The sequence below is a fragment of the Cellulomonas gelida genome, from assembly GCF_006538725.1.
Classification (GTDB): Bacteria; Actinomycetota; Actinomycetes; order Actinomycetales; family Cellulomonadaceae; genus Cellulomonas; species Cellulomonas gelida.
On record NZ_BJLQ01000013.1, the window covers coordinates 47822 to 71674 of the forward strand.

Consider the following 23853-nt stretch of genomic DNA (forward strand, 5'->3'; position numbering starts at 1 on the left):
GTGCGTTTTGCCTGATCAGCCCTAAGGTCTGGCGCGGCTGGATGCCCGTTTAGCCCGTTTTGTCGAGGATTCGAGGTCTGATGCTCCGCCGCGCCGTCGCCGCCGTTGCCGTCCCCGCCCTGTCCGGCCTCCTGCTGCTCGCGAGCTCCGCGAGCGCCACGGCCGGCGGCTCGGACGCGCCCATCCCCTACGACGTCTCCCCCGAGGCTCTCACGCTCCCCGTCGGTGACACGTTCGACGTCCACGACCACGTCAACGTGCGCTACACCAAGCACGGCCGTGACGGCTCGGCCAACATCCACATCGAGCCCGGCCGGTCGAGCGCCGCGCTCGTCGGGAAGAGCACGGTGCGGTGGGAGCTCGTCGGCGTCCCCCAGGGTTCGTGCATCACGTGGGTGCAGGTGAGCGGGTACGACGAGCACTTCGGCGAGGGCGGCCAGAAGCCCGTCTGCAACACGACGTGCAAGCCGAAGCCGAACCCGTACCCCACGCCGAGCCCGTCCCCCTCGGAGTCGCCCGAGCCCGAGCCGTCGCCCACACCGACCGTGACGCCGACGCCGCCGCCCACGCAGGAGCCCAGCCCGGAGCCGACGCGGTCGCCCGAGCCCGAGCCGTCGCAGACCCCGCCCCCGGCACCCGAGCCCGTCGAGTCGACGCCCGCTCCCCAGCCCACGACGACGCCGGCCGTGCCCCCCGTGCCGTCCGACGAGGAGACGCCGGCCCCGTCGCCCGAGCCCACGACCCCGGGGGACGACGAGGGTGAGGTCGCCGGCCCCGAGCCGACGCCGACCCCGAGCATCGACTCCGAGGTCCTCGTCGAGGGCGAGGACGAGCCCCCGCTCGCCGTGACCGGCTCCGACTCGCTGCTGCCCGGGTTCGCGTTCGCGCTCACCGCGCTGGTCGCGGGCATCACCCTGCGCATGATCCACGTCCGCCGCCGGCACCTGCCCGCCCACCGCGGCTGAGTGCGCGCCCGGAGCTCGCTGGTCGAGCTCCGGGCCGCCCGGGCGGGCTACGGTCGGGCCATGCCCGCCGCAGCCCGCTCCGTGACGGGGCGCACGCTCGTCGTCGGGCTGCTCGGCATCGGGCTCGCCGTCGCGGTCACGACGAGCGGGTGCGCACCCGGGACGGACCGCCCGTCGACGTCGCGTGACCCGAGCACCGGCGCCTCGACCGCCGAGCCGTCGGCAGGTGCGTCGTCACCCGGCACCCCGGACGCGGAGCCTGACCTCGCCGCCGCGGCGCTGCGCGACGGCGTGCCGATCACGTCGCAGGGCGTGACGGTGCTGGTGCTCGCACCGAGCACGCCACGCGCGCTCGAGGACGGCAGCGTCCGGGTGGACCTCGCCGCACCGACCGGTGGCCCCACTGCCGCTCTCGCCGCAGTGCCTACCGCGGTACCCACGGCGGCGCACAGCAACGCTGCCGAGCGTGACACGACGGACGGAGCCGGGACGTCCCTCGTCGTCGCGGCGCCCGCTCCGTTGCGCCTCGACGTGCTGCCCGACGGCACCGCGCTCGTGCTCGACGGCGACGTCCCGGTCGCGGGGCTGCGGGCGGACCCGTCAGGCCGGCTCGAGGCGCACGGCGATGCGGCAGTCCTGACCGCGCGGGCCCAGCCGACGGGCCTGTGGTTCACCGCGCGCGCGATCCTCGACCTGGCCTGGGGCGAGCGTGAGGGCGGGCGCTCGCTCGCGGTCACGCCCGCCGACTGGACCCGCGCGGGCGGCCACGCGGCCGAGGAGCTCGCGGCCGCCCAGCTCGAGGCGGCGGACGCCGAGGCCGGCTCGGCGAGCATGCTCGCGCAGCTCGCGTGCCACCAGCTCGGCGCACGTTCGAAGGCCACGTGGAACCTCGAGCCGTGGCGTCCCGACGTGGACCCGTTCGAGATGATCGCGACCCGGTGCAACCCGACCTGAGCCGGGAACCGGTCAGCGGTTGCGCCGCGCGCGTCGCGTCTTGAGCATCCAGCCGACGACCACCCCGAGCACGAACGTGATCGCCAGCAGGATCCACAGCGGCATCGTCACGGACGTCCAGAACAGGTGGACGGGGTACTCGTCGGCGTTCTGGAAGATCAGCACGAGCGCCGCCGCGAGCACGACGAGCCCCAGGATCGGGCGCCAGGGGACGGGCTTGCTCTCGACCGGTTGCTGTCCCGCGGACATCGGACCTCCAGTGGTCCGGGCGGTCGCACGCCGCCCCCTGCGGCCATCCTGCCGCGGTGGCGCCTGACCTGCCAGGGCGGACGCGGGCCCGGGCGGCCCGCGTCGGCCCTCAGCGCAGGTGCTTCTCCGGGACGGGCAGGCGTCCGGCGGCGCGCTCCGCGCGGTAGTACGCCCGCGCCTCCTGCTGCCGCTCGGCCTCGGCGCCCGACGCGATCGGCGCGCGCAGGTGCTCGGGACCGAAGCCGAACGCGTCGACCAGGTCCTGCGCGTGCGGCCGCAGCCGCACCAGAAGACGGTCGATGTACGACGACACCGTGCGCGCACGGCCGGCCGAGAGCCGACCGTTGACGAGGTACCACGCGAGGTGCCGCTCGACGAGCGTGAGCCCGAACAGGTCGCGCAGCCACGTCAGGACCTGCTTGGTGCCGGGGTCCGTGGCCGCCTGCACGCCGCGCGTGAAGGCCTCCCACTGCACGCGCTCGGCGTGCGCCTGGGCGGCCTCGATGAGCTCGTGCTGGTGGGCGTTGACGAGCGCGGCGGCCTCGGCGGGCGGGAGCTTGCCGGCAGGGCGCAGCGCGGCCGCGAGCTCGGCGACCATGACCTCGACGCGGTCGGTGAGCAGCTCGCGCTGCGTCTCGACGTCGCGCAGCTGGCCCGCGGAGCGGCGCGCGTCGCCCACGTCGGCGATGGTCTGGACCGCGCGCACGAGCGGCGTGCGGTGCACGGCACGGTCGGCGACGAACCGCGCGACGTCGCCCGCGCCACCGGCCTTGAGGGCCTTGGCGTAGTCGCCGAGCAGGCGCTTGCCGACGAGCTGGTACAGGACGGTGTTGTCGCCCTCGAACGTCACGTAGACGTCCAGGTCCTGGTGCAGCCCGACGAGGCGGTTCTCGGCGATGAAGCCCGCCCCGCCGCACGCCTCGCGGCACTCCTGGATCGTCGTCATCGCGTTCCACGTCGAGGTGGGCTTGAGTGCGGCGGCGAGCGTCTCGAGGTCCTCGCGACCCTCGGGCGTGTCACCCCGGCCGGAGAAGACCTCGTCGAACGCGGCGAGCAGCTCCTCGTGCGCGAACGTCGACGCGTACGTCTGGGCGAGCAGCGGGAGCAGGCGGCGCTGGTGGCGCTGGTAGTCGAGCAGGACGACCTCGTCCTCGCCCGCACCGGCGAACTGGCGGCGCTCGTTGGCGTAGCGGACCGCGATCGCGAGCGCGAGCTTGCTCGCGTTGACCGCGGCACCGTCGAGTGAGACGCGGCCCTGCACGAGCGTGCCGAGCATGGTGAAGAACCGGCGACCGGGGCTCTTGATGGGCGAGGAGTACGTGCCGTCGGGGGCGACGTCGCCGTACCGGTTGAGCAGGTTGGTCCGCGGGACGCGCACGTGGTCGAAGTGCAGGCGGCCGTTGTCGATGCCGTTGAGGCCGCCCTTGAGGCCGTCGTCCTCGCCGCCGACGCCCGGCAGGAACTCGCCCGTGGCGGGGTTGCGGATCGGGACGTAGAACGCGTGCACGCCGTGGTTGACGCGCTGACCGCCCTCGGGCGCCGTGACGAGCTGGGCGAACACGACGGCCGCGGTGCCGTGCAGGGCCGCGTTGCCGAGGTACTCCTTCCACGCCGCACGGAACGGCGTGTGGATGACGAACTCCTGCGTCTCGCGGTCGTACTCGGCGGTCGTGCCGATCGACGCGACGTCCGAGCCGTGCCCCGTCTCCGTCATCGCGAACGCGCCGGGCACCTCGACCGACATCGCGTCCGGCAGGAACGCGTCGTGGTGGTGCTCGGTGCCCAGGTGCAGGATCGCGCTCGCGAACAGGCCCCACTGCACGCCGGCCTTGATCTGCAGCGACGGGTCACCCGCGACGAGCTCCTCGAACCGCGACAGGCTGCCGCCGTGGTCGTCGGCGCCGCCCAGCCGGGTGGGGAACGCGCGCAGCACGTCGTGCTTCGCGACGAGCTCGCGCAGCTGGTGCAGGACGCGCTCGCGGTGCTCGGCGAGCGGCAGACCCTCGATCTTGTGGAACTCGGGGCTGCCGGCGACCGCGCGGGCCTCCCGGCGCAGCTGCGCGTAGGGGCCGAGCAGCTGGTCGGTCAGCGCAGCGACGTCGATGCGCGGGTCCTCGTGCACGGACAGGGCGGGCGAACGGCCTTCGTGGCCGCGCTGGTCGGTCGCGGTGGTGGTGGTCATCGGGTCTCCCGGGTCATCGGATCTCCCACGCGGTACGCGTGCTGGTGCGTTCACGGGCGAGCAGGCCGACCGGGCCGGCCCAGAGCCAGGCGGCGACCTGTGCGGTCAAGGTGGCGCGGTCGGGCGTGCCGGGCTCGCCGCGGTGCGCCATCCACCACTCGCCCGAGCCGCGCACGAAGCCCACGGCCCCGGCGGCCCACACCTCGGCGAGCGAGTCGCGCGCGGCCTTCGCGGCGTCGGCGGCCTCGTCGTGCGCCATGTCGTCGTGCGCCATGTCGTCGTGCGCCACCGTGGGCGCGGGCGCGTCGTGCTCTCCCAGCTCGCGCGCGAACGGCAGCGCGACCAGGTGCGTGACCGAGTCGAGGAAGTGGCCGAGCGGACCGCCGGACTCGACCGAGCCGTCGCGCGTCACGAACGCGTACACGTTCGGCGAGGACTCGATCATCTCGAGGTAGACCGCGACCATCGCGCGCAGGCCGTCGCGCGGCGTGGGCGCGACGCGCAGCACGCCCTCGAGCGCGCCCTGGATCTGCAGCACGACGGCCTCGGCGACCGCGATCTGCAGCCCGGTCTTGTCCGAGAAGTAGCGGTAGACGATCGACTTCGACGTGCCGGCGGCCGTCGCGATCTCCTCCATGGAGACGTCGGGACCCTTGTGGTGGACCGTGCGACGCGCGACGCGGACGAGTTCGGCGCGGCGGGCCTCGCGGTGGTCCGCCCAGCGTGCGGAGCGGCCGTCGACGACGAATGGGTCGTCGCGTCGGGGGTCGTCGCGGCGGGGCTCGTCACGTCGTAGGTCGCGCGCAGCGTGGGGTGCGCCGGCGCTGGTCGCGGCGGCGTTGCCGGTGGTGGCCGTCGTCGTCGACGGGCCACGTGTGATCGGGCTCACGAAACTGAAGGTATCAGGTACTGTGGGTTCTGGACACCACTTCGGGACGAACGTCCCTGGACCTGCGGGTCCGACGCTGATCGCGACGACGCGAGAGGAGCGCCACGCAGATGGCACTCAAGAAGACAGGCCCCACGAGCGCGCGCCGCCGCGCCCTGGTCCTCGGCGGCAACCGGATCCCGTTCGCCCGCTCGGGCGGCGCCTACGCCCACGCCTCGAACCAGGACATGCTCACCGCCGCGCTCGAAGGGCTCGTCGCCCGCTACGGGCTGCAGGGCGAACGCATCGGCGAGGTCGCCGCGGGCGCGGTGCTCAAGCACAGCCGCGACTTCAACCTCACGCGGGAGGCCGTGCTGGGCTCGTCGCTCGCGGCGACGACGCCCGCGTACGACGTCCAGCAGGCGTGCGCGACCGGGCTCGAGACGCTCGTCGGCCTGTCGAACAAGATCCGCCTCGGCCAGCTCGAGTCCGCGATCTCCGGCGGCGTCGACTCCACCTCCGACGCCCCGATCGTCGTCACCGACCGCCTGCGCCGCGCGCTGCTCGACCTGTCGCGCGCCAAGACCGCCGCCCAGAAGCTCGCGGCGCTCGGCCGCATCCGGCCCAAGGACCTCGCGCCCGTCGCGCCGTCGACGAGCGAGCCGCGCACGCACCTGTCGATGGGTGAGCACCAGGCGCTGACGACCGCGCAGTGGGGCATCACGCGCGAGGCGCAGGACGAGCTCGCGCTCGCGTCCCACCAGCGGCTCGCGGCCGCGTGGGACGCCGGGTTCTTCGACGACCTCGTCACGCCGTACCGCGGCCAGACGATCGACGGGAACCTGCGCAAGGACAGCTCGCTCGAGAAGCTTGCGTCGCTGCGCCCGACGTTCGGCACCCGCCTGGACGCCGAGGCGACCATGACGGCCGGCAACTCGACGCCGCTCACCGACGGCGCCTCGACCGTGCTGCTCGGCTCCGACGAGTGGGCCGCGAGCCACGGGCTCACGCCGCTGGCCGCCGTCGTCGACGCCGAGGCCGGCGCGGTCGACTTCGTGCACGGCGAGGACGGCCTGCTCATGGCGCCCGCGTTCGCGGTCCCGCGCCTGCTCGCACGCCACGGCCTCGCGCTGGACGACTTCGCCTACGTCGAGATCCACGAGGCGTTCGCCGCGACGGTGCTGTCCACGCTCGCCGCGTGGGAGTCGCCCGAGTTCGGCCGCGAGCGCCTGGGCCTGGACGGCGCATTCGGGACCGTCGACCGCGCCCGGCTCAACGTGCACGGATCGTCGCTCGCCGCGGGCCACCCGTTCGCCGCGACCGGCGGCCGCATCGTGGCGACCATCGCCAAGGAGCTCCACCTGCGCAAGCAGCGCGACGGCGGCACGCCGCGCGCCCTGGTGTCCATCTGTGCGGCCGGCGGGCTCGGCCTCACCGCGATCCTCGAGGCGGCCTGACATGGCGAACCCGATCACGACGACGCTGTCCGCCAAGCTCTCCGGGGTCCTCGGCTTCTCGCCCGCGGCACCGCTGCGGCGCTGGGCACCCGGGCAGCCGCTCGTCGACGGCAAGGTCCTGGTACTGGGCTCCGGCACGGGTCCCGACGCGGACGCGGATGCGATCGCGGCGCTCCTGTCCGGCTCGCCGTCGGCGCCCTCGGCCACGCCCGACGCGTCGGGCGACGAGGTCCTCGACGGCTGGGGCCTGGACGTCTACCGGCACCCGGTGCCCGACGAGCGGTACGCCGCGGTCGTCGTCGTGCTCACCGAGGTCGACCACCCGTCCGACCTGCACGCGCCGCTGCTGGCCGTCGCCGGCACGCTCAAGAAGCTCGCGCGCGGCGGGCGGGTCGTGACGATCTCCCGCTCGGCCGACGACGCGGCTCCCGCCGTGGCCGCCGCCCGTCAGGGGATCGACGCCGTGGTGCGCACGATCGCCAAGGAGTCGCGGGGCGGCAGCACGGCCAACGGGATCGTCCTGGCCGACGGCGTGCCCGTCACCGCGGCCTCGGTCGTCGGGGCGCTGCGTTTCCTGCTGTCCACGCGCTCGGCGTTCGTGCACGGCCAGCTCTTGGCCGTCGACTCGCAGGCCGGTGCGCTGCCGACCGACTGGGACGCCCCGCTCGCCGGACGCGTCGCGGTGGTGACCGGCGCGGCACGCGGCATCGGCGCGGCGATCGCCCGCACGCTCGCGCGGGACGGCGCGACGGTCGTCGCGGTCGACGTCCCCGCCGCGGGCGAGCAGCTGGCGGCGGTCGCCAACGGGATCCGCGGCACCGCGCTGCAGCTCGACATCACCGCCGACGACGCGGGCGCCACGATCCTCGAGCACGCGCTCGCACGGCACGGGCGGCTCGACGTCGTCGTGCACAACGCAGGCATCACGCGCGACAAGCTGTTCGCCAACATGACCGATGCGCAGTGGGACGCGGTGATCGCCGTGAACATCGCCGCGCAGCTCGCGATCAACGAGGCCCTGCTGACCTCGGGCGACTTCACCGACGCGCCGCGCATCGTCTCGATCTCCTCGACCACGGGGCTCGCGGGCAACCGCGGGCAGGCCAACTACGCCGCGACCAAGGGCGGGGTGATCGGCATGGTCCGCGCGACCGCACCGCTGCTCGAGCCGTTCGACGGCACCGCGAACGCGGTCGCGCCCGGGTTCATCGAGACGGAGATGACCGCCAAGATGCCCGCGCTCGCGCGCCAGGTCGCCCGGCAGATGAACTCGCTGCAGCAGGGCGGGCAGCCGGTCGACGTCGCCGAGGCCGTCGCGTTCCTGTCCTCGCCGCAGGCCGGGGGGATCGTCGGGCGCACGTTGCGGGTGTGCGGCCAGCACGTGGTCGGCGCATGACGCTCGTCGAGCTGCCCGCCGTCCCCGGGCTCGGCGGGCTGTACGTGCGCGGCGCGGGCGCCTCCGGGCGGCTCGCGCTCGCTCGTCGGACCGGCAACGCGCCCACGTCACTGCCGGACGTCGCCTACCGCGTGCGCGGCGTGCGCCCCACGCTCGAGCACCTGACGGCGTTCCAGCGCCTCGTCGGCGAGAGCGCGACCGACACCCTGCCCGCGGGGTTCGTCCACGTGCTCGCGTTCCCCGTCGCGATCGCGCTCATGGCGCGCGCGGACTTCCCGCTGCCGCTGGCCGGGATGGTGCACCTCGCGAACGTCGTCGAGCAGCACCGGCCGGTCCGGTACGACGAGACGCTCGACGTGGTCGCGAGCGCGCACGGGTTGCGGCCCCACCGCACCGGCACGCAGGTGGACCTCGTCGTCGAGGTCACGTCCGACGACGAGCTCGTCTGGCGCGGCACGTCCACGTACCTCGCCAAGGGCGTGCGGCTCGGCGGTCTGGTGCCGGACGACGACGAGCGCGCGCCGTTCGTGGCGCCGCTGCCGACCGGGCAGTGGCGGCTCGCCGCCGACACCGGCCGCCGGTACGCCGCGGTCTCCGGCGACCGCAACCCGATCCACCTGTCCGCGCTCACGGCCAAGGCGCTCGGGTACGACAAGGCGATCGCGCACGGGATGTACACCGCGTCGCGCCTGCTCGCCGACGTGGGCCCGGCCCGCGGCGACGCGTTCGTCTGGCACGTGGACTTCGTCAAGCCGATCCTGCTGCCGGCGACCGTCGCCACCGCGACCCGCCGGACCGCGGACGGCTCGTCGTTCACGATGGCGGCTTGGCACCCCCGCACGGGCAAGCCCCACGCCCTCGGCTCGGTCGTCCCCGTCCCCTGACCCAGTGCGTGCTCCGGCCACCCGCCCCCGAGGCCGGAGCAACCACAGGCTCGCCCGCCTCCCCCACCACGACCCAGTCATCACTCCGGCCACCCCGGCCCGAGCCCGGAGCAACCACAGGCTCGTCCGACTCCCCCACCACGACCCAGTCGTTGCTCCGGGTATCCGGGTCCGAAGCCGGAGCAACCACGGGGTCGACGCGGACTAGGCGGGCAGCCAGCCGGCCAGCGCAGCGATGCCGCGGGCGATCTCGTCGGGCGTGCGGCCGATGGTGGCGACGCGGTGCACCGAGGGCGGGCAGCCGCGCTCGAGCGCGCGTGCGGCGGCGTCGCTGCGCGCGACGTGCGCGTCGAGCTCGGCGCCGCTCTCGCGCTGCGCGAGGCGGTCGCGGGCCGTGGCGTCGTCGGCCGTGAGGAGCACCGCGGTCACACGCGGGGCATCGCCCATCGCGGCCGCGAGGTCGTCGGCGTACTGCGGGCTCACGGTGTTCGTGTAGACGAGGCGGCGGTAGCCGAGATCCCGGTACGCCGACCACACCGCGCGCAGGTTGCGCTCCGCGAGGCGGTCGACGTGCGGCGCGGGGTGCGCGAGGTCCAGGTAGTCGCCCTCGATCACGGCGTGCCGCACGTCGGCGCCCGCGAGCTGCGCGTGGAGCGCGTGCGCGACGCTCGTCTTGCCGACGCCCGAGCGGCCACCGATCAGCACGACGTGCGACCGCTCGTCGGGCGCGCCGTCGCCGACCCGCGCGCTCCCGTCGACGTCCGCAGGCTCGTCGAACCCCGTGCGCTCGTCGAACCCGGTGCGCTCGTCGAACCCCGTGCGCTCGTCGAACCCGGTGCGCTCGTCGGACCCCGCACGCTCGTCGGACGTGCCGTCGAGGCCCAGACGCGTCCGCAGCATCGCCCGCGCCGCGGGCCACTCGTCGGCGAGGATCGAGAAGTACACCGAGTCGCCGCGCGAGCCGTCCGGCGCCACGCGGTGGCCGCGCAGCCGCCCCTCCTCGACCGCACCGAGCCGCGCGACCGCCGCGAGCGAGCGCGCGTTGCGGGCGTCCACCCGCAGCGCCACCCGGTGCACGCCCCACTCCTCGAACGCGTGCGTGAGCAGCGTGAGCTTGCACGCGGGGTTGACGTGCGTGCCCCACACCGCGGGGTCGTAGAACGTGTGCCCCACCTCGAGCCGGCCCAGGCGCCGGTCCACGTCGTAGAGCGACGTCGAGCCCAGCACGGCGCCGCTCGCGTCGTCGAGCACCGCGAACGCGTACCGGCCGGGCGTCTCGAGCGCGCGGGTCACGTCGGCGAGCATGTCGGCCTCGTCGCGCGGCGTGGGCGTCGTCATGCCGCGCCACACGCGGTCGTCGACGAACGCCACGAGCGCGGCGGCGTGCTCGGGTCCCAGCGGGACGAGGCGGACTCCGGGGCCGACGAGGGTGAGGTCGTGCTGCACGGGCGCGATCGTGCCACGCCCGGCGCGCCGGGCCCGCACGATTTCCCCGCTCGGCGCGCGGCTCTGCGGACGGCGCTACGGGCGGCTCGGCGGGACGCTCGGCGGGACAGCCCTGCGGGACGCCCGTGGGACGCTCGCGGCGCGTCGGCGGGTGGTGGCAGGGTAGGCGCATGCTGCTGGAGCCCGGTGGGGACTACGACGGCCTGACCCTGCGCGGCGAGCGGTTCGACGGGCAGGACGCGAGCGAGGCACGGTTCCTCGACTGCGCGTTCGAGCAGTGCACGCTCGACGACACGGACCTCTCGCACGCCCGCCTCGTCGACACGTCGTGGGCGGGCGTGCGATCCGCCACGCTGCGGATCGCGAGCTCGGCCTGGCAGGACGGGACACTGCACGACTGCCGGCTCGGCGCGGTCCAGGCGTACGCGGTGCGATGGACGCGCGTGCACGTCGTCGGCGGGAAGGTCGACTATTTCAACCTGCGCGACTCGACGCTCGAGCACGTGCGGTTCACGGGTGTGGTGATCGACGAGCTCGACCTGGCGCGCGTGCGCGCGACGCACCTGACGTTCGAGGACTGCCGCGTGCGGCGTCTGGACGTCACCGGGGCGACGCTCAAGGAGGCGGACGTGCGCGGCATCCGGGACCTGCAGCACCTCGACGGGGTCGCGGGCCTCGCGGGCGCGACAGTCAGCACGGAGCAGCTGGTCGAGCTCGCACCGGCGCTCGCCGAGCACCTCGGCCTGCGGGTGCGCTGAGCGCACGCCGTCAGGCGAGCACCATGGCCAGGGCGGTCGCTGTCAGCGCGTCCGGGTCGTCAGGGCCGATCCCGACCGCGGCGAGCTGGCCGACCCCGACGACGGTCGCGAGCGCGACGAACGACCGACGGCGCGCCTCGTCGGGCGCTTGCCCGAGCTCGACGAGCAGGTCGGCGAGGTAGTCCACGCGCCGCTGCGACACGCGAGCCACGGCGTCGCCGACGCCCTCCGCGGCGGCCTGGACGTAGAGCGTCGCGGAGTCGTGGCGCTGGTGCGCGACGGTCGAGAACAGCGCCTCGACCCGCTGGCGGGCGTCGCCACCGGTCTGCGCGAGCGCGATGGTGGCGTCGGTGCGCTCCTCCTCCCAGCGCGCGACGACCGCCGAGACGAGCTCGGCGCGGTCGGCGAAGTGCCAGTAGAACGAGCCCTTCGTCGCTCCGAGCGCGCGCGCGAGGGGTTCGACGCGCACGGCGGCGAGGCCGTCGTCCCGGAACGTCGTGTAGGCGGCGTCGACCCACGCCTGCCTGGTCGTCGAGGCCTTGACCATAATCCGTACGCTACCGTACGGTCGCTTCCATACGGCGCCGTACGGACGCCGTGTCACCTGAGCCCGACGACCCGCCGGACGGGTGTGGGCCGGCCGGGCTCGGCAGACAGGACGGGGGACGACGATGACAGGCACTCGCTGGTCGCTCGCGCTGCGGGACTTCCCGCCGGACTACGCCGACACGACGATCATCCGGCTCCCCGCGGGCGCCCCCACCGACCCGCGCGCCTGGGCCGACGCGACCTTCTCGCTGCGCACGATGCCCGGCTGGGTGCGCGCCGCGCTCGGCCTGCGGCAGCTCCTCGTCCCGCTGCTCGGCGTCCCCCGCGCGCCGCGTTCGACGTTCGCGGTCGACGAGGTGGCCGGTGACGCGTCGTGCGGCGAGGCCTTGATCGTCGCCGACGACCGGCACCTCGACTTCCGGTGCGGCGTCGCGGTCGACGCTCACGCGGGCCTCGTCGCGGTCACGACGAACGTGCGGCTGCACAACCGCCGCGGCCGGCTCTACTTCCTGCCCGTGCGTGCGCTGCACCCCGTCGTCGTGCGCAGCATGCTGAACCGCGCGGCGCACGTGCTCGCGCGCTGACCGCAGCGGCCCGCTCAGTCCAGCGCGGGTCCGCAGGCGGCCGCCGCCGTGGCAGCCAGGTGGTCCAGGCCGTGCACCTCGATCAGCGGACGCGTGTCGTCGACCACCGCCCAGCACCCGTCGACCACCTCGTAGCGCGAGCGGGGACCGTCGGCGACGTACGCGTGCAGCGCGCCGACCAGCCGGTCCACGGCCTCGCTCGGCGTCCCCACACCGACCGACGCACGGATCGCGCCCTCGGACGCGCCGAGCCGGGAGAGCAGCGGGTGCGCGCAGAACCGGCCGTCGCGCACGCCGATGCCGTGCTCGGCCGCGAGGTAGGCCGCGACCAGGCCCGGGTTGTGGTCGGCGACCGTGAACGTGACGACGCCGACGGGCTCGTCGGCGTCCGGCCAGATCCGCACGACCTGCACACCTGGCACCTGCTCGAGCCCCTCGACGAGCCGCGAGCGCAGCGCGGACTCGTGCGCGGCCAGCGCACCCGCCGGCAGCGCGGCGAGCGCGTCGCACGCCTCGGCCAGCGCGATCGCGCCGACCACGTTCGGCGAACCGGCCTCGTGCCGCGCGGGCGCGGGCTGCCACACCGTCCGATCGGCGCGCACGTCGCGCACCGCACCTCCCCCTGCGAGGTACGGCGTGCCGGAGTCGAGCCAGTCGCGGCGCCCGACGAGCGCGCCCGCTCCGAACGGCGCGTACGTCTTGTGCCCCGAGAACGCGACGTAGTCGGCGCCCGTGGCTGCGAGCGAGAAGCCCCGGTGCGGGACGAGCTGCGCGCCGTCGACGGCCACGCGGGCGCCCGCGGCGTGCGCGATCTCGACGACACGCTCGACGGGCAGCGCCTCACCGGTCACGTTCGACGCGCCCGAGACCGTGACGAGCGCGTACGGGTTCGCGGCGAGCTCCGCCGCGAGCGACTCGAGCGTCGCGGCGACCGTGGCCGCGATCGGCAGGATTGTCGTGCGGTGCCCGTGCGCGTGCCGGTCCGACGTGCGCAGCCACGGCAGCAGGTTCGCGTGGTGCTCGAGGTCGAGCACCAGCACGCGTCCGCCCGCCGGGATGACGCCCGCCAGGAGGTTCAGCGCGTCGGTCGTGTTACGCGTGACGACCGCGACGTCGTCCTCCCGCGCGTCGACGAACCGCGCGATCGTCTGCCGCGCGGACTCGTACAGCGCGGTCGAGACCTGCGAGAGGTAGCCCGCACCGCGGTGGACGGACGCGTACAGCGGGAGCACCTCCGTGACCCGGTCCGCGACCGCCTGCAGCGCGGGTGCGCTCGCGGCGTAGTCGAGGTTGGCGTAGACGCGCTGCGTCCCGTCCACGAGCGGCACGGTGGTGGTGCCGCCGACGACGGGGAGCAGCGGCTCGACGGGCGCGAGGGCGGCCGTCGCGCTCGCCGGGCTGCCCGACGAGACGGCCTCGAGACACGGCGAGAGCTCGGCGACGACGGTCATGGAGGTACCTCCGAGGATCCGGGGACCCCTGTGGGGTGTCCCGCGCTTGCCGTCACCGGTCGGTGCACGGCCTGGTCGTCACCCGGGGCACCCCACCGCGGAGGAGGGTTGCCGGCCAGCGAGCCGGGGCTTCGCGCTGGCGCTCATGACCTGACGGCAAGGGTGACGATCGCGCCCCGCGACTGTCAACGCCGGAACGGACACGTCTCGCAGAGCGGGACACTGTGTTCATCAGGTGGATGCTCCTCGGCTCGTGGCGTTACGCTCCTGCCACCATCCAGAGCGGCCGAGAGATCTGGCTCGACGACGCCGCAGCAACCCGCGGTCCCTGCCTCACGAGGCGGGCGACCGGCCGAGGGTGCTACCGCCAGGACCGATGGAGGAGAGCATGGCGTACGCAGGCGACCTCACCCCGCAGCAGGCCTGGGACCTGCTCACGTCCGACGAGCGCGCGCTGCTCGTCGACGTGCGCACGGAGGGCGAGTGGCTCCAGATCGGCGTCCCCGACGCCTCGGACGCGGGCGACCGCGCAGCGTTCGTCGAGTGGCTGACGCCCGCGGGCCCCAACCCCGCGTTCCTCGACCAGCTCGGCCTGGCCGGTCTCGAGCCCGGCGACGGTCGGCCCGTCGTGTTCCTGTGCCGGTCGGGCGTGCGCTCGATCGCCGCCGCGCAGGCCGCGACCGCTGCCGGCTTCGGGCCCGCCTACAACGTGCTGCGCGGCTTCGAGGGCGACATCGGTCCCGATGGTCAGCGCGGACACTGGGGCTGGCGCGCCGAGGGTCTGCCCTGGCGGCAGGCGTGACCGCCCGCGTCCCGGGCCCCGGCGACTGGGACGCGCGCCGCGTCCCCGTCGAGTCCCTGCGCCCCGACACGCTCGCCGTGCGCGCGGGTCAGGTGCGCTCGCAGTTCGGGGAGTTCGGTGAGGCGCTGTTCCTCACGCAGGGCTTCACCTACGAGTCCGCGGGCCAGGCCGAGGCCGCGTTCGCGGGCGAGGTCGACCGGTTCCTGTACTCGCGCTACAACAACCCGACCGTCTCGACGTTCGAGGAGCGCCTGCGCCTGCTCGACGGCGCCGAGGCCTGCTACGCGACCGCGTCGGGCATGTCCGCGGTGTTCACCGCGCTCGCCGCGCTCGTCGGCCAGGGCTCGCGGATCGTCGCCGCCCGCGCGTTGTTCGGGTCGAGCGTCGTGATCTTCGACGAGATCCTCGCCCGGTGGGGCGTGCGGACCGACTACGTCGACGGGCACGAGCTCGCGCAGTGGCAGCAGGCCCTGGCCACGCCGGCCGACGTGGTGTTCTTCGAGACGCCGTCCAACCCCATGCAGGACCTGGTCGACATCGAAGCCGTCTCGCGCCTCGCGCACGCCGCGGGCGCCGTCGTCGTCGTCGACAACGTCTTCGCCACGCCGGTGTTCTCCCGCCCGCTCGACCTGGGCGCGGACGTCGTCGTCTACTCCGCGACGAAGCACATCGACGGCCAGGGCCGCGTGCTCGGCGGCGCGATCCTCGGCACCGAGGAGTTCGTGCGAGGGCCCGTGCAGACCCTCATCCGCAACACCGGGCCGTCGCTCTCGCCGTTCAACGCGTGGGTCCTGCTCAAGGGCCTCGAGACCATGTCCGTCCGTGTGCGCCACCAGGCCGCGTCCGCGCTCCGGCTCGCGCGGTGGCTCGAGGAGCACCCGGCCGTCGCGTCGGTGCGCTACCCGTTCCTGCCGTCCCACCCGCAGCACGCCCTTGCGCTGCGGCAGCAGACGGGGGGCGGGACGGTCGTGACGTTCACGCTCCGCACTCCGCAGGACGCCCCGCCCGAGGTCGCGAAGAAGGCCACGTTCGGCGTGCTGGACGCGCTGCGCGTCGTCGACATCTCGAACAACCTGGGCGACGCGAAGTCGATCGTCACCCACCCCGCGACGACGACCCACCGCAAGCTCGGGCCCGAGGGCCGCGCACGCGTCGGCATCGGCGAGGCCACGGTCCGCTTCTCGGTGGGCCTGGAGGACGTCGACGACCTCCAGGACGACCTCTCCCAGGCCCTCACCACCCTCACCTGACCTCTGCGGCCGCCCACCGGTGACCTCCGCGACCCGCCCACCCCACGACCCAGCACCCGCTCCGGCCTTCCGCACTCGAAGCCGGAGCATCCGCTGCCTCACCGAACCCACCCCCGACGACCCAGCACCCGCTCCGGCCTTGAGCGCTCGATGCCGGCGCACGCGCAGGGTCGTGGGGTGGTGGCGGTCGACGGGCGGTGCGTGCGGGGGCGCGACGCAGGTGAGCGAGCGGCCCTGGCCGGGTCACAGCTGGTGGAGCGCGGCGGCCACCTCGGGGAGCAGGCGGCGTGACGGGCCGACGAGGGCGAGCTCGACCGCGTCCACGCCCGTGCGTCGGAGCACCTGCGCCACCGCCTCGGCGAGCGCGTCGATCGGCGCGACGAGCATCGCGTCCCCGGGCAGCCAAGCAAGGTGGGAGAACGCCGCGGCGTACATCAGGTGCTCGCGCCGGCGGTGGGCGTCGGCCTCGTCGTCTGCGACGACCGTCTCGACCTCGAGCACGACGAGCACGTCGGCGCGGTCCCTGCCCACGGCGGCGACCTCGTCGTCGAGCATCTGGACCAGCGCGCGCACCGCGGCATGCGTCGGCAGCCCGGCACCGTGCCGGATGCGGATGACGTCCGCGCGGGCGGCGGCGAGCGCGATCGTCGTGGGGTCGAGGGTCGCGTCGTCGATGACGAACTCGGTGCCCCGCGACGGCTGGGCGGCGGGCAGCGGGGCGCGGACGACGAGATCGTCGGCGACGCGGGGGCGGGGCGCGCGGACGTGCGTGAGGGGCTGAGCCACGGGAGGAGTCCTCGGGTCGTGCGGGTGCGCAGCGAGGGCCGTCGGGCCGCGGGCGCGCGGGGTCGTCAGCTCAGCGACAACACACCCGGACCGAGAACATGCGGGCAAGGCTAACCGCCAACCCGCGCCCCGACCAGCCCCTGTCCACCACCGCCACCCACTTCACCCCCACCCCCGTCCCCACCCCCACGACGAGCCCACTCCCCCTCCCGACGAACCAGCGGTCGCTCCGGCTATCCGGCGTCCAGGCCGGAGCGGCCGCTGGGTCGCGCACGCCCCCGACGAACCAGCGCACACTCCGGCCACCCAGCGTCGAGGCCTGAGCAGGCGCTGGGTCGCGCGGCACGCTCCCGACGAACCAGCGGTCGCTCCGGCTATCCGGCGTCGAGGCCGGAGCGGCCGCTGGGTCACGCACGCCCCGACGAACCAGCGGTCGCTCCGGCCGCCCAGCGTCGAGACCTGAGCAGGCGCTGGGTCGCGCGGCACGCTCCCGACGAACCAGCGGTCGCTCCGGGTAGCCGGCGCCGAGGCCGGAGCAGGTGCTGGGTCGCGCACACCCCTCCCGACGAACCAGCGTGCGCTCCGGGGATCCGGCGTCCAGGCCGGAGCGGGTGCTGGGTCGTGACGGGGACGGGGGTGTGGGTGGGGCGGGGGTCAGTGGAGGGGGCGGGCGAACCAGAGGGTGATGAAGTCGCGCGCGGGGTTGGTGAAGGGGCGGATCGGGCGGTAGCCGTCCGAGAGGTAGAGCGTGATCGCCTCGGGCTGGCGGATGCCCGTGCCGAGCACCGCGGTGGTGAAGCCTCGCGCACGGGCCTCGTCGTGCGCGGTGGCGAGCAGCGAGCGGGCCACACCGGCGCCGCGTGCCTGATCGGTCACGTACAGCTTCTTGAGCTCCACGCTCCCGTCCGGGTACCCGTCGCGCGGGGCCCGAAGCGTCAGGCAGCCCACGGGCTCGTCGTCGAGACGCGCGACCCAGGTGACGAGCTCGCCGGTCCGCTGCCGCGCGTCGTCCGAGGCGAAGCCGTGGTCGGGCTCGTCGGTCACCAGCTCCGGATAGGTCCGCGTGTTCCATGCCCACATGGCGCGGCGCAGCGCCACCGCGGTGTCGTCGTCCCACCCGACGGTCTCGATCACGAGCGAACGCCCGCCCTCGACCGCGAGCGGACGCCTGCCGTGCGCACTCGGTCGCTCCCGCGCAGCGCTGGCGGTCAGGTCCTTGGCGAAGCATCGCGACGACGGCTCGTCGACGTACTCCGCGTAGTTGGGGATCGACCGGTAGCCGAGCGACAGGTAGAGACCGATCGCCTCGGGCTGGAGCACGCCGGTCTCCAGGACCAGCCGGGTCCAGCCCTGCTCGTGGGCGAGTCGCTCGAGCTCGAGCATCACGCGCCGCGAGTGCCCCCGTCCGCGCGCGCCCGGCACGGTGTAGAGCCGCTTGACCTCGGCGACGCCGGCACCGAGCTCGTCGGACGCGTCACGCAGCGCGACGCACGCGACCGGCTCGTCGTCCTCGCGCAGCACGACCATCGCGACGATCGACTCGCCGGTCATCTCGTGACCGATGTCGTCGTCGCCGTACCGCTCACGCAGCTCGGCCTGCTGCGCGGTGCGCAGCTGCGCCGCGTGCTCGTCGTCCCAGCCGACGTGCGCGAGCGCGACCCCCATGCGTCAGCCGACGAGCGCGTGCAGGACCGACGTGAAGAAACGCAGACCGTCCGTGCCCGTGCGCGGACCCTTCCCACCGTCCGGGCCGAAGCCCTCCTCGACCGCGTGCTCGGGGTGCGGCATGAGCCCCACGACGTTGCCACGCGCGTTGCTGATCCCCGCGATGCCGCGGCGCGAACCGTTGGGGTTCACGTCCTGGTAGCGGAACACCACCCGGCCCTCGCCCTCGAGCTCGTCGAGCGTGTGCTCGTCGGCGACGTACTGGCCGTCCTGGTTCTTCAGCGGGATCGTGATGCGCTCGCCCTGCGTGTAGTCGCGGGTCCAGGCCGTGTCGACGTTGTCGACCGACAGGACCTGCTCGCGGCACACGAAGTGCAGGTGGTCGTTCTTGATCATCGAGCCGGGCAGCAGGTGCGCCTCGGTGAGGACCTGGAAGCCGTTGCAGATGCCGAGCACCGGCAGGCCGCGGTTCGCGGCGTCGACGATCTCGCTCATGACCGGCGCGAACCGGCTGATGGCGCCCGCGCGCAGGTAGTCGCCGTACGAGAAGCCGCCGGGCAGCACCACGGCGTCCACGCCGTGCAGGTCGGCGTCGCCGTGCCACAGCGCGACGGGCTCACCGCCCGCGAGCCGCACGGCGCGTGCGGCGTCCCGGTCGTCGAGGGTGCCGGGGAACGTGACGACGCCGATCCGGCTCACGCCGTGACCGCCGTCTCGTCGGCGTAGACCGCGACGACGTCCTCGATGACCGGGTTGGAGAGCACCTGCTCACCGGCCGCCCGGGCCGCGGCGAGCACCTCGTCGGTGACCTCGCCCTCGACCTCGAGCTCGAACCGCTTGCCCTGCCGCGCGTTGGCGAACTGGTCGAAGCCCAGCCGGCTCAGCGCGGCGGCGACGGCCTTGCCCTGCGGGTCGAGGATCTCGGGCTTCGGCATGACGTCGACGACAACTCGTCCCACGGGTCAGCTCCTGGTTGCGCGGCGGGGGTGCGGCGGCGAGTCTACCGACCGTCGCCGACGCCCCGCCCCGCCGCCCGCCCGTCGGACGCCGCCACCGGACCGGCCGACGCGGTCACAGCGAGCCGTCCCGGAACGCCCACCTGCCCGCGACCATCGTCCCCGCGACACCGATCCCGACGAGACCGCCGGGCATCGCCGCGAGCGCCACGGGGTCGTCGTCCAGCACGACGAGGTCGCCAGGCCCACCGACCCGCAGCGCGAGCGGTTCCCCGTCCACCGACGACGCCAGCGCGACGTCGGCCGCGACCGCCTGCGCGGCGTGGAACGGCGCGTCGCCCGGTGCGGCACGATGCACCGCCGCGTCGATCGCGAGCCACGGGTCCAGCGGCGCGACGGGCGCGTCCGAGCCGAACGCGAGCTGCACGCCCGCCCGGTGCAGCGCCCCGTACGGGAACGCGCGATCCGTGCGCCCCGCCCAGTGCCGGGCCGCGACGTCACGGTCGTCGAGCAGGTGCGCGGGCTGCACGCTCGCGACCACCCCCAGCGCCGCGAACCGCTCGACGTCGTCGGCCGCGACGAGCTGTGCGTGCTCGACCGAGCCGCGCGCCCCGGTCGTGGCGATCGCGTCGAGCGCGAGCCGGACCGCGGCGTCGCCGATCGCGTGCACCGCGACCTGCAACCCGTGACGCGTCGCGTGCGCGAGCAGCGGGACCAGCTCGGCCGACGGGACCGAGAGCACGCCGTGGTCGGCGGTCCCCGGGTACGGCTCGTCGCACCAGGCCGTGCGCGTGTTCAGCGAGCCGTCGACGATCACCTTGAGCGGACCCTGCACGACGAGCGAGCCCGCGCCGGCCACGGGGTCGCCGGTGCTCAGCTCCTCCCGCACGACCCGGTCGAGGTACGGCTGCCACACCCCCGCCCGCACGCGCACCGGCACCGGCCCGGCGGTCGCCCGCCGCCGCCACACCGCGAGGTTGTCGGCGATCTCGACGTCGACCACGCCCACGACGCCCCGCGCCGCCGCGTCAGCCAGCGCCTCGCCGACCAGCGCGTCGACCGTCGCGTCCGGCAGGTGCTCGAGCCGGCCCTGCAGCGGCAGCCAGTCGGACTCGCGCAGCAGCCCGGCCACGGTGCGGGCACCGAGGAACCGTAGTCCGGCGCTCGACGCCCACGCGCAGTGCAGGTCCCCGGAGACCAGCACCACGGGCACGTCGCCGGCGACCGCGTCGAGCGCGGCGACGGTCGGCTCGTCGGGCCACAGCCCGTCGCGGAACCCGTGCCCGACGAGCGGCGCACCACCGGTCGGTGGCGCGGCGGCCAGCCGGTCCGCGACGAGCGTCAGCGCGTGCGCGGCCGAGGTCGCGGACGACAGGTCGAGCCGGCGCCGCACCAACGCCCACTGCGTGAGGTGGGTGTGCTGGTCCCAGAGCCCGGGAACGACGAACCGACCCTGGCCGTCGACCTCCTCCACGCCGGCCACGCGCGGCAGCGCGGACCCGACCGCGGCGAGCCGCCCGGAGCGCACGAGCACGTCGACGGGCTCGTCGTCCCCGGCGCGGCGCACCGCGCGGAGCAGGACGTCACCCACGGGCTCTCCCTGCGTGCCGAGGGCGGTCAGACCGCGAGCGGGACGCCGGTGAGGCGCTCGTAGGCCTCGAGGTAGCGCTCGCGCGTCCGCTCTACGACGTCGGCGGGCAGCGGCGGGGGCGGCGCGTCCGACGCGCGCTCCCACCCGGAGGCAGCCGAGACCAGCCAGTCGCGCACGAACTGCTTGTCGAAGCTCGCCTGGGGGTGGCCGGGCTGCCACTGGTCGGCGGGCCAGAACCGCGACGAGTCGGGGGTGAGCACCTCGTCGCCGAGCGTGATCGCGCCCGTCGCCGGGTCCGTGCCGAACTCGAGCTTGGTGTCCGCGAGGATCACGCCGCGCTCGCGCGCGATCGCCTCCGCGCGGGCGTACACCGTGAGCGTCAGGGCGCGCAGGGCGGCGGCGGTCTCCTCGCCGACGGTCTGCGCGACCACCGAGAACGGCACGTTCTCGTCGTGCTCCCCGAGGTCGGCCTTGGTCGCGGGCGTGAAGATCGGCTCGGGCAGCCGCGAGCCGTCGACGAGGCCGCCCGGCAGCGCGATGCCCGTGACCTCGCCCGACGCGCGGTACTCCGCGAGGCCCGAGCCCGTCAGGTACCCGCGCGCGACGCACTCGACCGGGAACATCTGCAGGCGCCGGCAGATCATCGCGCGCCCGGCGACCACGGCAGGCACCTCGGTGGAGACCACGTGGCTCGGGACGAGGTCCGCGAGCTGCTCGAACCACCACAGCGAGAGCTGCGTGAGGACCACGCCCTTGTCGGGGATGCCGGGGCTCAGCACGTGGTCGAACGCGGAGACGCGGTCGCTCGCGACGACGAGCACCACGTCGCCGTGCGCGTCCCGCACCGCCTGCCCGTCCGCGGTGTCGTCCGGGACGTACAGGTCCCGGACCTTGCCCGAGTAGGTGTGGGTCCAGCCGGGGACCGTCGCGGTCGAGGCGTCCGTGGCATCAAGAGTCACGGCTCCAGTGTGACCGCCCCGACGCGCGCGGTCACGTCGCGCCCGCCGACCGGACGTCAGTCCTCGGCCAGGCACACCAGGTCGGTGCCGTCGCCCTCGACCCACCCGACCGCGGTCTGGGGGCACTGCGCCTCGTCCTTGACGACCTGCACGGCACGGAAGTCGTGCGCGTGCGAGCACCCGATCAGCACGGCCTGGTCGCCGTCGACCTTCCAGCAGGAACCCGCCGTGGGCTCCAGCGACTCGGACTCCGCCCACATGCTGACCGCTACCCCGCCGACGACGAGGCACGCGACGACCCCGGCGACGGCGAGGCCCTTGCCCTGTGCGCCGAGCGCAGCGCCGCCCGCCGAGCGCGACGCGCGGTAGGCCGTGACTGCCCGGAACAGCAGGATCGCGCCGAAGATCATGCCGCCGTACCAGATGATCCCCCCGGACGACCCGCTCGCGACGATCGTCGAGATCGCGCCGGCTACGAACACGCCGACACCGATCCAGAACGTCTTGACGGCCTGTGCCCGGTGCGCGGCCGCGAGCGCGGCCTCTTCGGCCCCGTCCTCGTCCTCGTCCTCGACCCACAGCTGCCATCCCTCGGGCGCGGCCGGCCAGGACGGGTCGGGCTCCCACCCGGGGGGCGGCTGCCAGCCCTCGGGTGCGGTGGGCCACGTGGGCGGGGGGTTGTAGCGCACGGTCTCTCCCTGGGTGAGGCCGCGCACCCGCGCGCGGCGCGCGCAGCATGGCACGACGAGAGCATCCGCCGTGGCCGTTTCGGTCGCGGTTCACCCGATCCCCGACGCCGCCGGCCGCCGTGTCGCGCGTGCGGCGCGCGGCGGCTCAGGCGGAGGCGGCCTTGAGCGCGATGTCCGTGCGGTGCTGCGCGCCGTCGAGCGTGATGAGCGCGACGCCTGCGTAGGCCGCCGCGCGGGCGTCCGCGAGGTCGGTGCCGGTCGCGGTCACCGACAGGACCCGCCCGCCCGCGCTGACCACGCGGTCCTCGTCGTCGAGCGCGGTGCCCGCGTGCAGCACGTGCACGTGCGGCACCTCGTCGGCCGCCGCGAGCCCGTCGATGACGTCGCCCGTGCGCGGCGCCGCGGGGTAGCCCTGCGACGCCACGACGACGGTCACGGCCGCCTCGTCGGACCACTCGAGCGGCGGCAGCGCACCCAGGCCGCCCGTCGCAGCCGCCAGCAGCACGCCGCCGAGCGGCGTGCGCAGCCGCGCGAGGACGACCTGCGTCTCCGGGTCGCCGAAGCGCGCGTTGAACTCGACGACGCGCACGCCCGTGCTGGTCAGCGCGAGCCCGCAGTACAGGACGCCGACGAACGGCGTGCCGCGGCGGGCCATCTCGGCGACGGTCGGGCGGGCCACGGTGTCGAGCACCTCGTCGACGAGCCCCTCGGGCGCCCACGGCAGCGGGGTGTACGCGCCCATGCCGCCGGTGTTGGGGCCCTGGTCGTCGTCGAGCGCACGCTTGAAGTCCTGCGCGGGGACCAGCGGGACCACGTCGACGCCGTCCGACAGGACGAACAGCGAGACCTCGGGACCGTCGAGGTACTCCTCGACGACGACCGCGCCGCCCTCCTTCGCGAGGCACGCTCGGGCGTGCTCGATCGCGGCCGCACGGTCGTCGGTCACGACGACGCCCTTGCCCGCCGCGAGACCGTCCTCCTTGACGACGTGCGGCGCGCCCAGCTCGTCGATCGCGGCGACGGCCTGCTCGACGGTCGTCGCGACGCGCGGCGCGGCGGTCGGCACGCCCGCGGCGGCCATGACCTCCTTGGCGAACGCCTTCGAGCCCTCGAGCCGCGCGGCCGCACCGGACGGGCCGAACACCGGGATGCCGGCCTCACGGACCGCGTCGGCGACGCCGGCGACGAGCGGCGCCTCGGGACCCACGACGACGAGGTCCGCGCCGAGCGTGCGCGCGAGGTCGGCGACCGCGGCGCCGTCGAGCTGGTCGACCGCGTGCAGCGTGGCGAGCGCGCCGATCCCGGGGTTGCCCGGGGCGGCGTGCAGCTCCGTCACGGCCGGGTCGAGCGAGAGGGCTCGGATGATCGCGTGCTCACGGGCGCCGGTTCCGACGACGAGGATCTTCACGGCG

23 protein-coding genes and 2 riboswitches are annotated in these 23853 nt (G+C 74.8%); of the genes, 9 read left to right on the top strand and 14 right to left on the bottom strand.

Features of this window, described 5'->3' with window-relative positions:
- The first annotated feature begins 80 nt into the window (after positions 1 to 80).
- Both CGE01nite_RS07905 and CGE01nite_RS07910 read left to right on the top strand, forming a co-directional pair.
- Positions 81 to 965 (top strand): hypothetical protein, encoded by an 885-nt coding sequence (locus CGE01nite_RS07905; protein WP_141370092.1) that lies wholly within the window; start codon positions 81 to 83, stop codon positions 963 to 965.
- 60 nt (positions 966 to 1025) lie between these two features.
- Positions 1026 to 1919, top strand: coding sequence for a DUF2599 domain-containing protein (locus tag CGE01nite_RS07910; protein WP_141370094.1), 894 nt, complete (start codon positions 1026 to 1028; stop codon positions 1917 to 1919).
- A 12-nt stretch (positions 1920 to 1931) separates the two neighbouring features.
- Here CGE01nite_RS07910 and CGE01nite_RS07915 read toward each other — a convergent pair whose 3' ends face one another.
- From CGE01nite_RS07915 to CGE01nite_RS07925, 3 genes are all read right to left on the bottom strand, one after another.
- Complete coding sequence (locus CGE01nite_RS07915; protein ID WP_141370096.1) at positions 1932 to 2168, bottom strand: LapA family protein; 237 nt, start codon at positions 2166 to 2168, stop codon at positions 1932 to 1934.
- Between the two features lie 109 nt (positions 2169 to 2277).
- Positions 2278 to 4350 (bottom strand): acyl-CoA dehydrogenase family protein, encoded by a 2073-nt coding sequence (locus CGE01nite_RS07920; RefSeq protein WP_141370098.1) that lies wholly within the window; start codon positions 4348 to 4350, stop codon positions 2278 to 2280.
- Positions 4351 to 4363: 13 nt separating this feature from the next.
- A complete protein-coding gene (locus CGE01nite_RS07925) occupies positions 4364 to 5239 on the bottom strand; it encodes a TetR/AcrR family transcriptional regulator (protein ID WP_141370100.1) in 876 nt (291 codons plus the stop codon).
- 110 nt (positions 5240 to 5349) lie between these two features.
- Here CGE01nite_RS07925 and CGE01nite_RS07930 point away from each other — a divergent pair, with 110 nt between their 5' ends.
- From CGE01nite_RS07930 to CGE01nite_RS07940, 3 genes are read left to right on the top strand one after another with little or no spacing between them, the layout of a single operon-like run.
- A complete protein-coding gene (locus CGE01nite_RS07930; protein ID WP_141370102.1) occupies positions 5350 to 6675 on the top strand; it encodes an acetyl-CoA C-acetyltransferase in 1326 nt (441 codons plus the stop codon).
- 1 nt (position 6676) lies between these two features.
- The gene (locus CGE01nite_RS07935; RefSeq protein ID WP_141370104.1) at positions 6677 to 8071 is read left to right on the top strand and encodes a 3-oxoacyl-ACP reductase; all 1395 of its coding nucleotides are present in this window, start codon (positions 6677 to 6679) and stop codon (positions 8069 to 8071) included.
- The gene (locus CGE01nite_RS07940) at positions 8068 to 8955 is read left to right on the top strand and encodes a MaoC/PaaZ C-terminal domain-containing protein (protein ID WP_048342350.1); all 888 of its coding nucleotides are present in this window, start codon (positions 8068 to 8070) and stop codon (positions 8953 to 8955) included. Before CGE01nite_RS07935 ends, CGE01nite_RS07940 begins: the two co-directional genes overlap by 4 nt.
- A 204-nt stretch (positions 8956 to 9159) precedes the next feature.
- Here CGE01nite_RS07940 and CGE01nite_RS17500 read toward each other — a convergent pair whose 3' ends face one another.
- Positions 9160 to 10401, bottom strand: a complete 1242-nt coding sequence (locus CGE01nite_RS17500) for a GNAT family N-acetyltransferase (protein WP_307722637.1) — start codon at positions 10399 to 10401, stop codon at positions 9160 to 9162.
- Between the two features lie 170 nt (positions 10402 to 10571).
- Between CGE01nite_RS17500 and CGE01nite_RS07960 the strand changes: the two genes are divergently transcribed.
- Positions 10572 to 11159, top strand: a complete 588-nt coding sequence (locus CGE01nite_RS07960; protein ID WP_141370106.1) for a pentapeptide repeat-containing protein — start codon at positions 10572 to 10574, stop codon at positions 11157 to 11159.
- A 10-nt stretch (positions 11160 to 11169) separates the two neighbouring features.
- On the opposite strand, the gene CGE01nite_RS17165 is transcribed toward CGE01nite_RS07960, so the two are convergent.
- Positions 11170 to 11706, bottom strand: coding sequence for a TetR/AcrR family transcriptional regulator (locus CGE01nite_RS17165; protein ID WP_048342348.1), 537 nt, complete (start codon positions 11704 to 11706; stop codon positions 11170 to 11172).
- Between the two features lie 124 nt (positions 11707 to 11830).
- On the opposite strand from CGE01nite_RS17165, the gene CGE01nite_RS07970 reads away from it, so the two are divergent.
- The gene (locus CGE01nite_RS07970) at positions 11831 to 12292 is read left to right on the top strand and encodes a DUF2867 domain-containing protein (protein ID WP_048342347.1); all 462 of its coding nucleotides are present in this window, start codon (positions 11831 to 11833) and stop codon (positions 12290 to 12292) included.
- Positions 12293 to 12306: 14 nt separating this feature from the next.
- Here CGE01nite_RS07970 and CGE01nite_RS07975 read toward each other — a convergent pair whose 3' ends face one another.
- Positions 12307 to 13743: an aminotransferase class V-fold PLP-dependent enzyme gene (locus CGE01nite_RS07975; RefSeq protein ID WP_141370108.1), complete on the bottom strand. Its 1437-nt coding sequence runs from the start codon at positions 13741 to 13743 to the stop codon at positions 12307 to 12309.
- Positions 13744 to 13780: 37 nt separating this feature from the next.
- A riboswitch (SAM riboswitch) is annotated at positions 13781 to 13894 on the bottom strand.
- Between the two features lie 119 nt (positions 13895 to 14013).
- A riboswitch (SAM riboswitch) is annotated at positions 14014 to 14126 on the top strand.
- A gap of 5 nt (positions 14127 to 14131) precedes the next feature.
- On the opposite strand from CGE01nite_RS07975, the gene CGE01nite_RS07980 reads away from it, so the two are divergent.
- Both CGE01nite_RS07980 and CGE01nite_RS07985 read left to right on the top strand, forming a co-directional pair.
- On the top strand, positions 14132 to 14545 hold the full coding sequence (locus CGE01nite_RS07980; protein WP_141370110.1) for a rhodanese-like domain-containing protein: 414 nt from the start codon (positions 14132 to 14134) through the stop codon (positions 14543 to 14545).
- Positions 14542 to 15795 carry an O-succinylhomoserine sulfhydrylase gene (locus CGE01nite_RS07985; protein WP_229747499.1) on the top strand — a complete coding sequence of 418 codons (1254 nt, stop codon included), beginning with the start codon at positions 14542 to 14544 and terminating at the stop codon, positions 15793 to 15795. Before CGE01nite_RS07980 ends, CGE01nite_RS07985 begins: the two co-directional genes overlap by 4 nt.
- A 243-nt stretch (positions 15796 to 16038) precedes the next feature.
- On the opposite strand, the gene CGE01nite_RS07990 is transcribed toward CGE01nite_RS07985, so the two are convergent.
- The 8 genes from CGE01nite_RS07990 to purD all read right to left on the bottom strand — a co-directional run bounded on the left by CGE01nite_RS07990 (position 16039) and on the right by purD (position 23849).
- Positions 16039 to 16581, bottom strand: coding sequence for an LLM class flavin-dependent oxidoreductase (locus tag CGE01nite_RS07990; protein WP_170210919.1), 543 nt, complete (start codon positions 16579 to 16581; stop codon positions 16039 to 16041).
- Positions 16582 to 17235: 654 nt separating this feature from the next.
- Positions 17236 to 18246: a GNAT family N-acetyltransferase gene (locus CGE01nite_RS07995; RefSeq protein ID WP_048342343.1), complete on the bottom strand. Its 1011-nt coding sequence runs from the start codon at positions 18244 to 18246 to the stop codon at positions 17236 to 17238.
- A 3-nt stretch (positions 18247 to 18249) separates the two neighbouring features.
- A complete protein-coding gene (purQ, locus tag CGE01nite_RS08000) occupies positions 18250 to 18945 on the bottom strand; it encodes a phosphoribosylformylglycinamidine synthase subunit PurQ (protein ID WP_048342342.1) in 696 nt (231 codons plus the stop codon).
- Positions 18942 to 19205: a phosphoribosylformylglycinamidine synthase subunit PurS gene (gene purS / locus CGE01nite_RS08005; RefSeq protein ID WP_048342341.1), complete on the bottom strand. Its 264-nt coding sequence runs from the start codon at positions 19203 to 19205 to the stop codon at positions 18942 to 18944. The genes purQ and purS overlap by 4 nt, the downstream gene beginning before the upstream one ends.
- Before the next feature lie 112 nt (positions 19206 to 19317).
- Positions 19318 to 20793, bottom strand: a complete 1476-nt coding sequence (locus CGE01nite_RS08010; protein WP_141370114.1) for an amidohydrolase — start codon at positions 20791 to 20793, stop codon at positions 19318 to 19320.
- 26 nt (positions 20794 to 20819) lie between these two features.
- Positions 20820 to 21752, bottom strand: a complete 933-nt coding sequence (locus tag CGE01nite_RS08015) for a phosphoribosylaminoimidazolesuccinocarboxamide synthase (protein WP_048342339.1) — start codon at positions 21750 to 21752, stop codon at positions 20820 to 20822.
- Positions 21753 to 21808: 56 nt separating this feature from the next.
- Positions 21809 to 22441: a hypothetical protein gene (locus tag CGE01nite_RS08020; protein ID WP_170210917.1), complete on the bottom strand. Its 633-nt coding sequence runs from the start codon at positions 22439 to 22441 to the stop codon at positions 21809 to 21811.
- 145 nt (positions 22442 to 22586) lie between these two features.
- Positions 22587 to 23849 carry a phosphoribosylamine--glycine ligase gene (gene purD / locus CGE01nite_RS08025; protein ID WP_048342337.1) on the bottom strand — a complete coding sequence of 421 codons (1263 nt, stop codon included), beginning with the start codon at positions 23847 to 23849 and terminating at the stop codon, positions 22587 to 22589.
- Between the last annotated feature and the right edge of the window lie 4 nt (positions 23850 to 23853).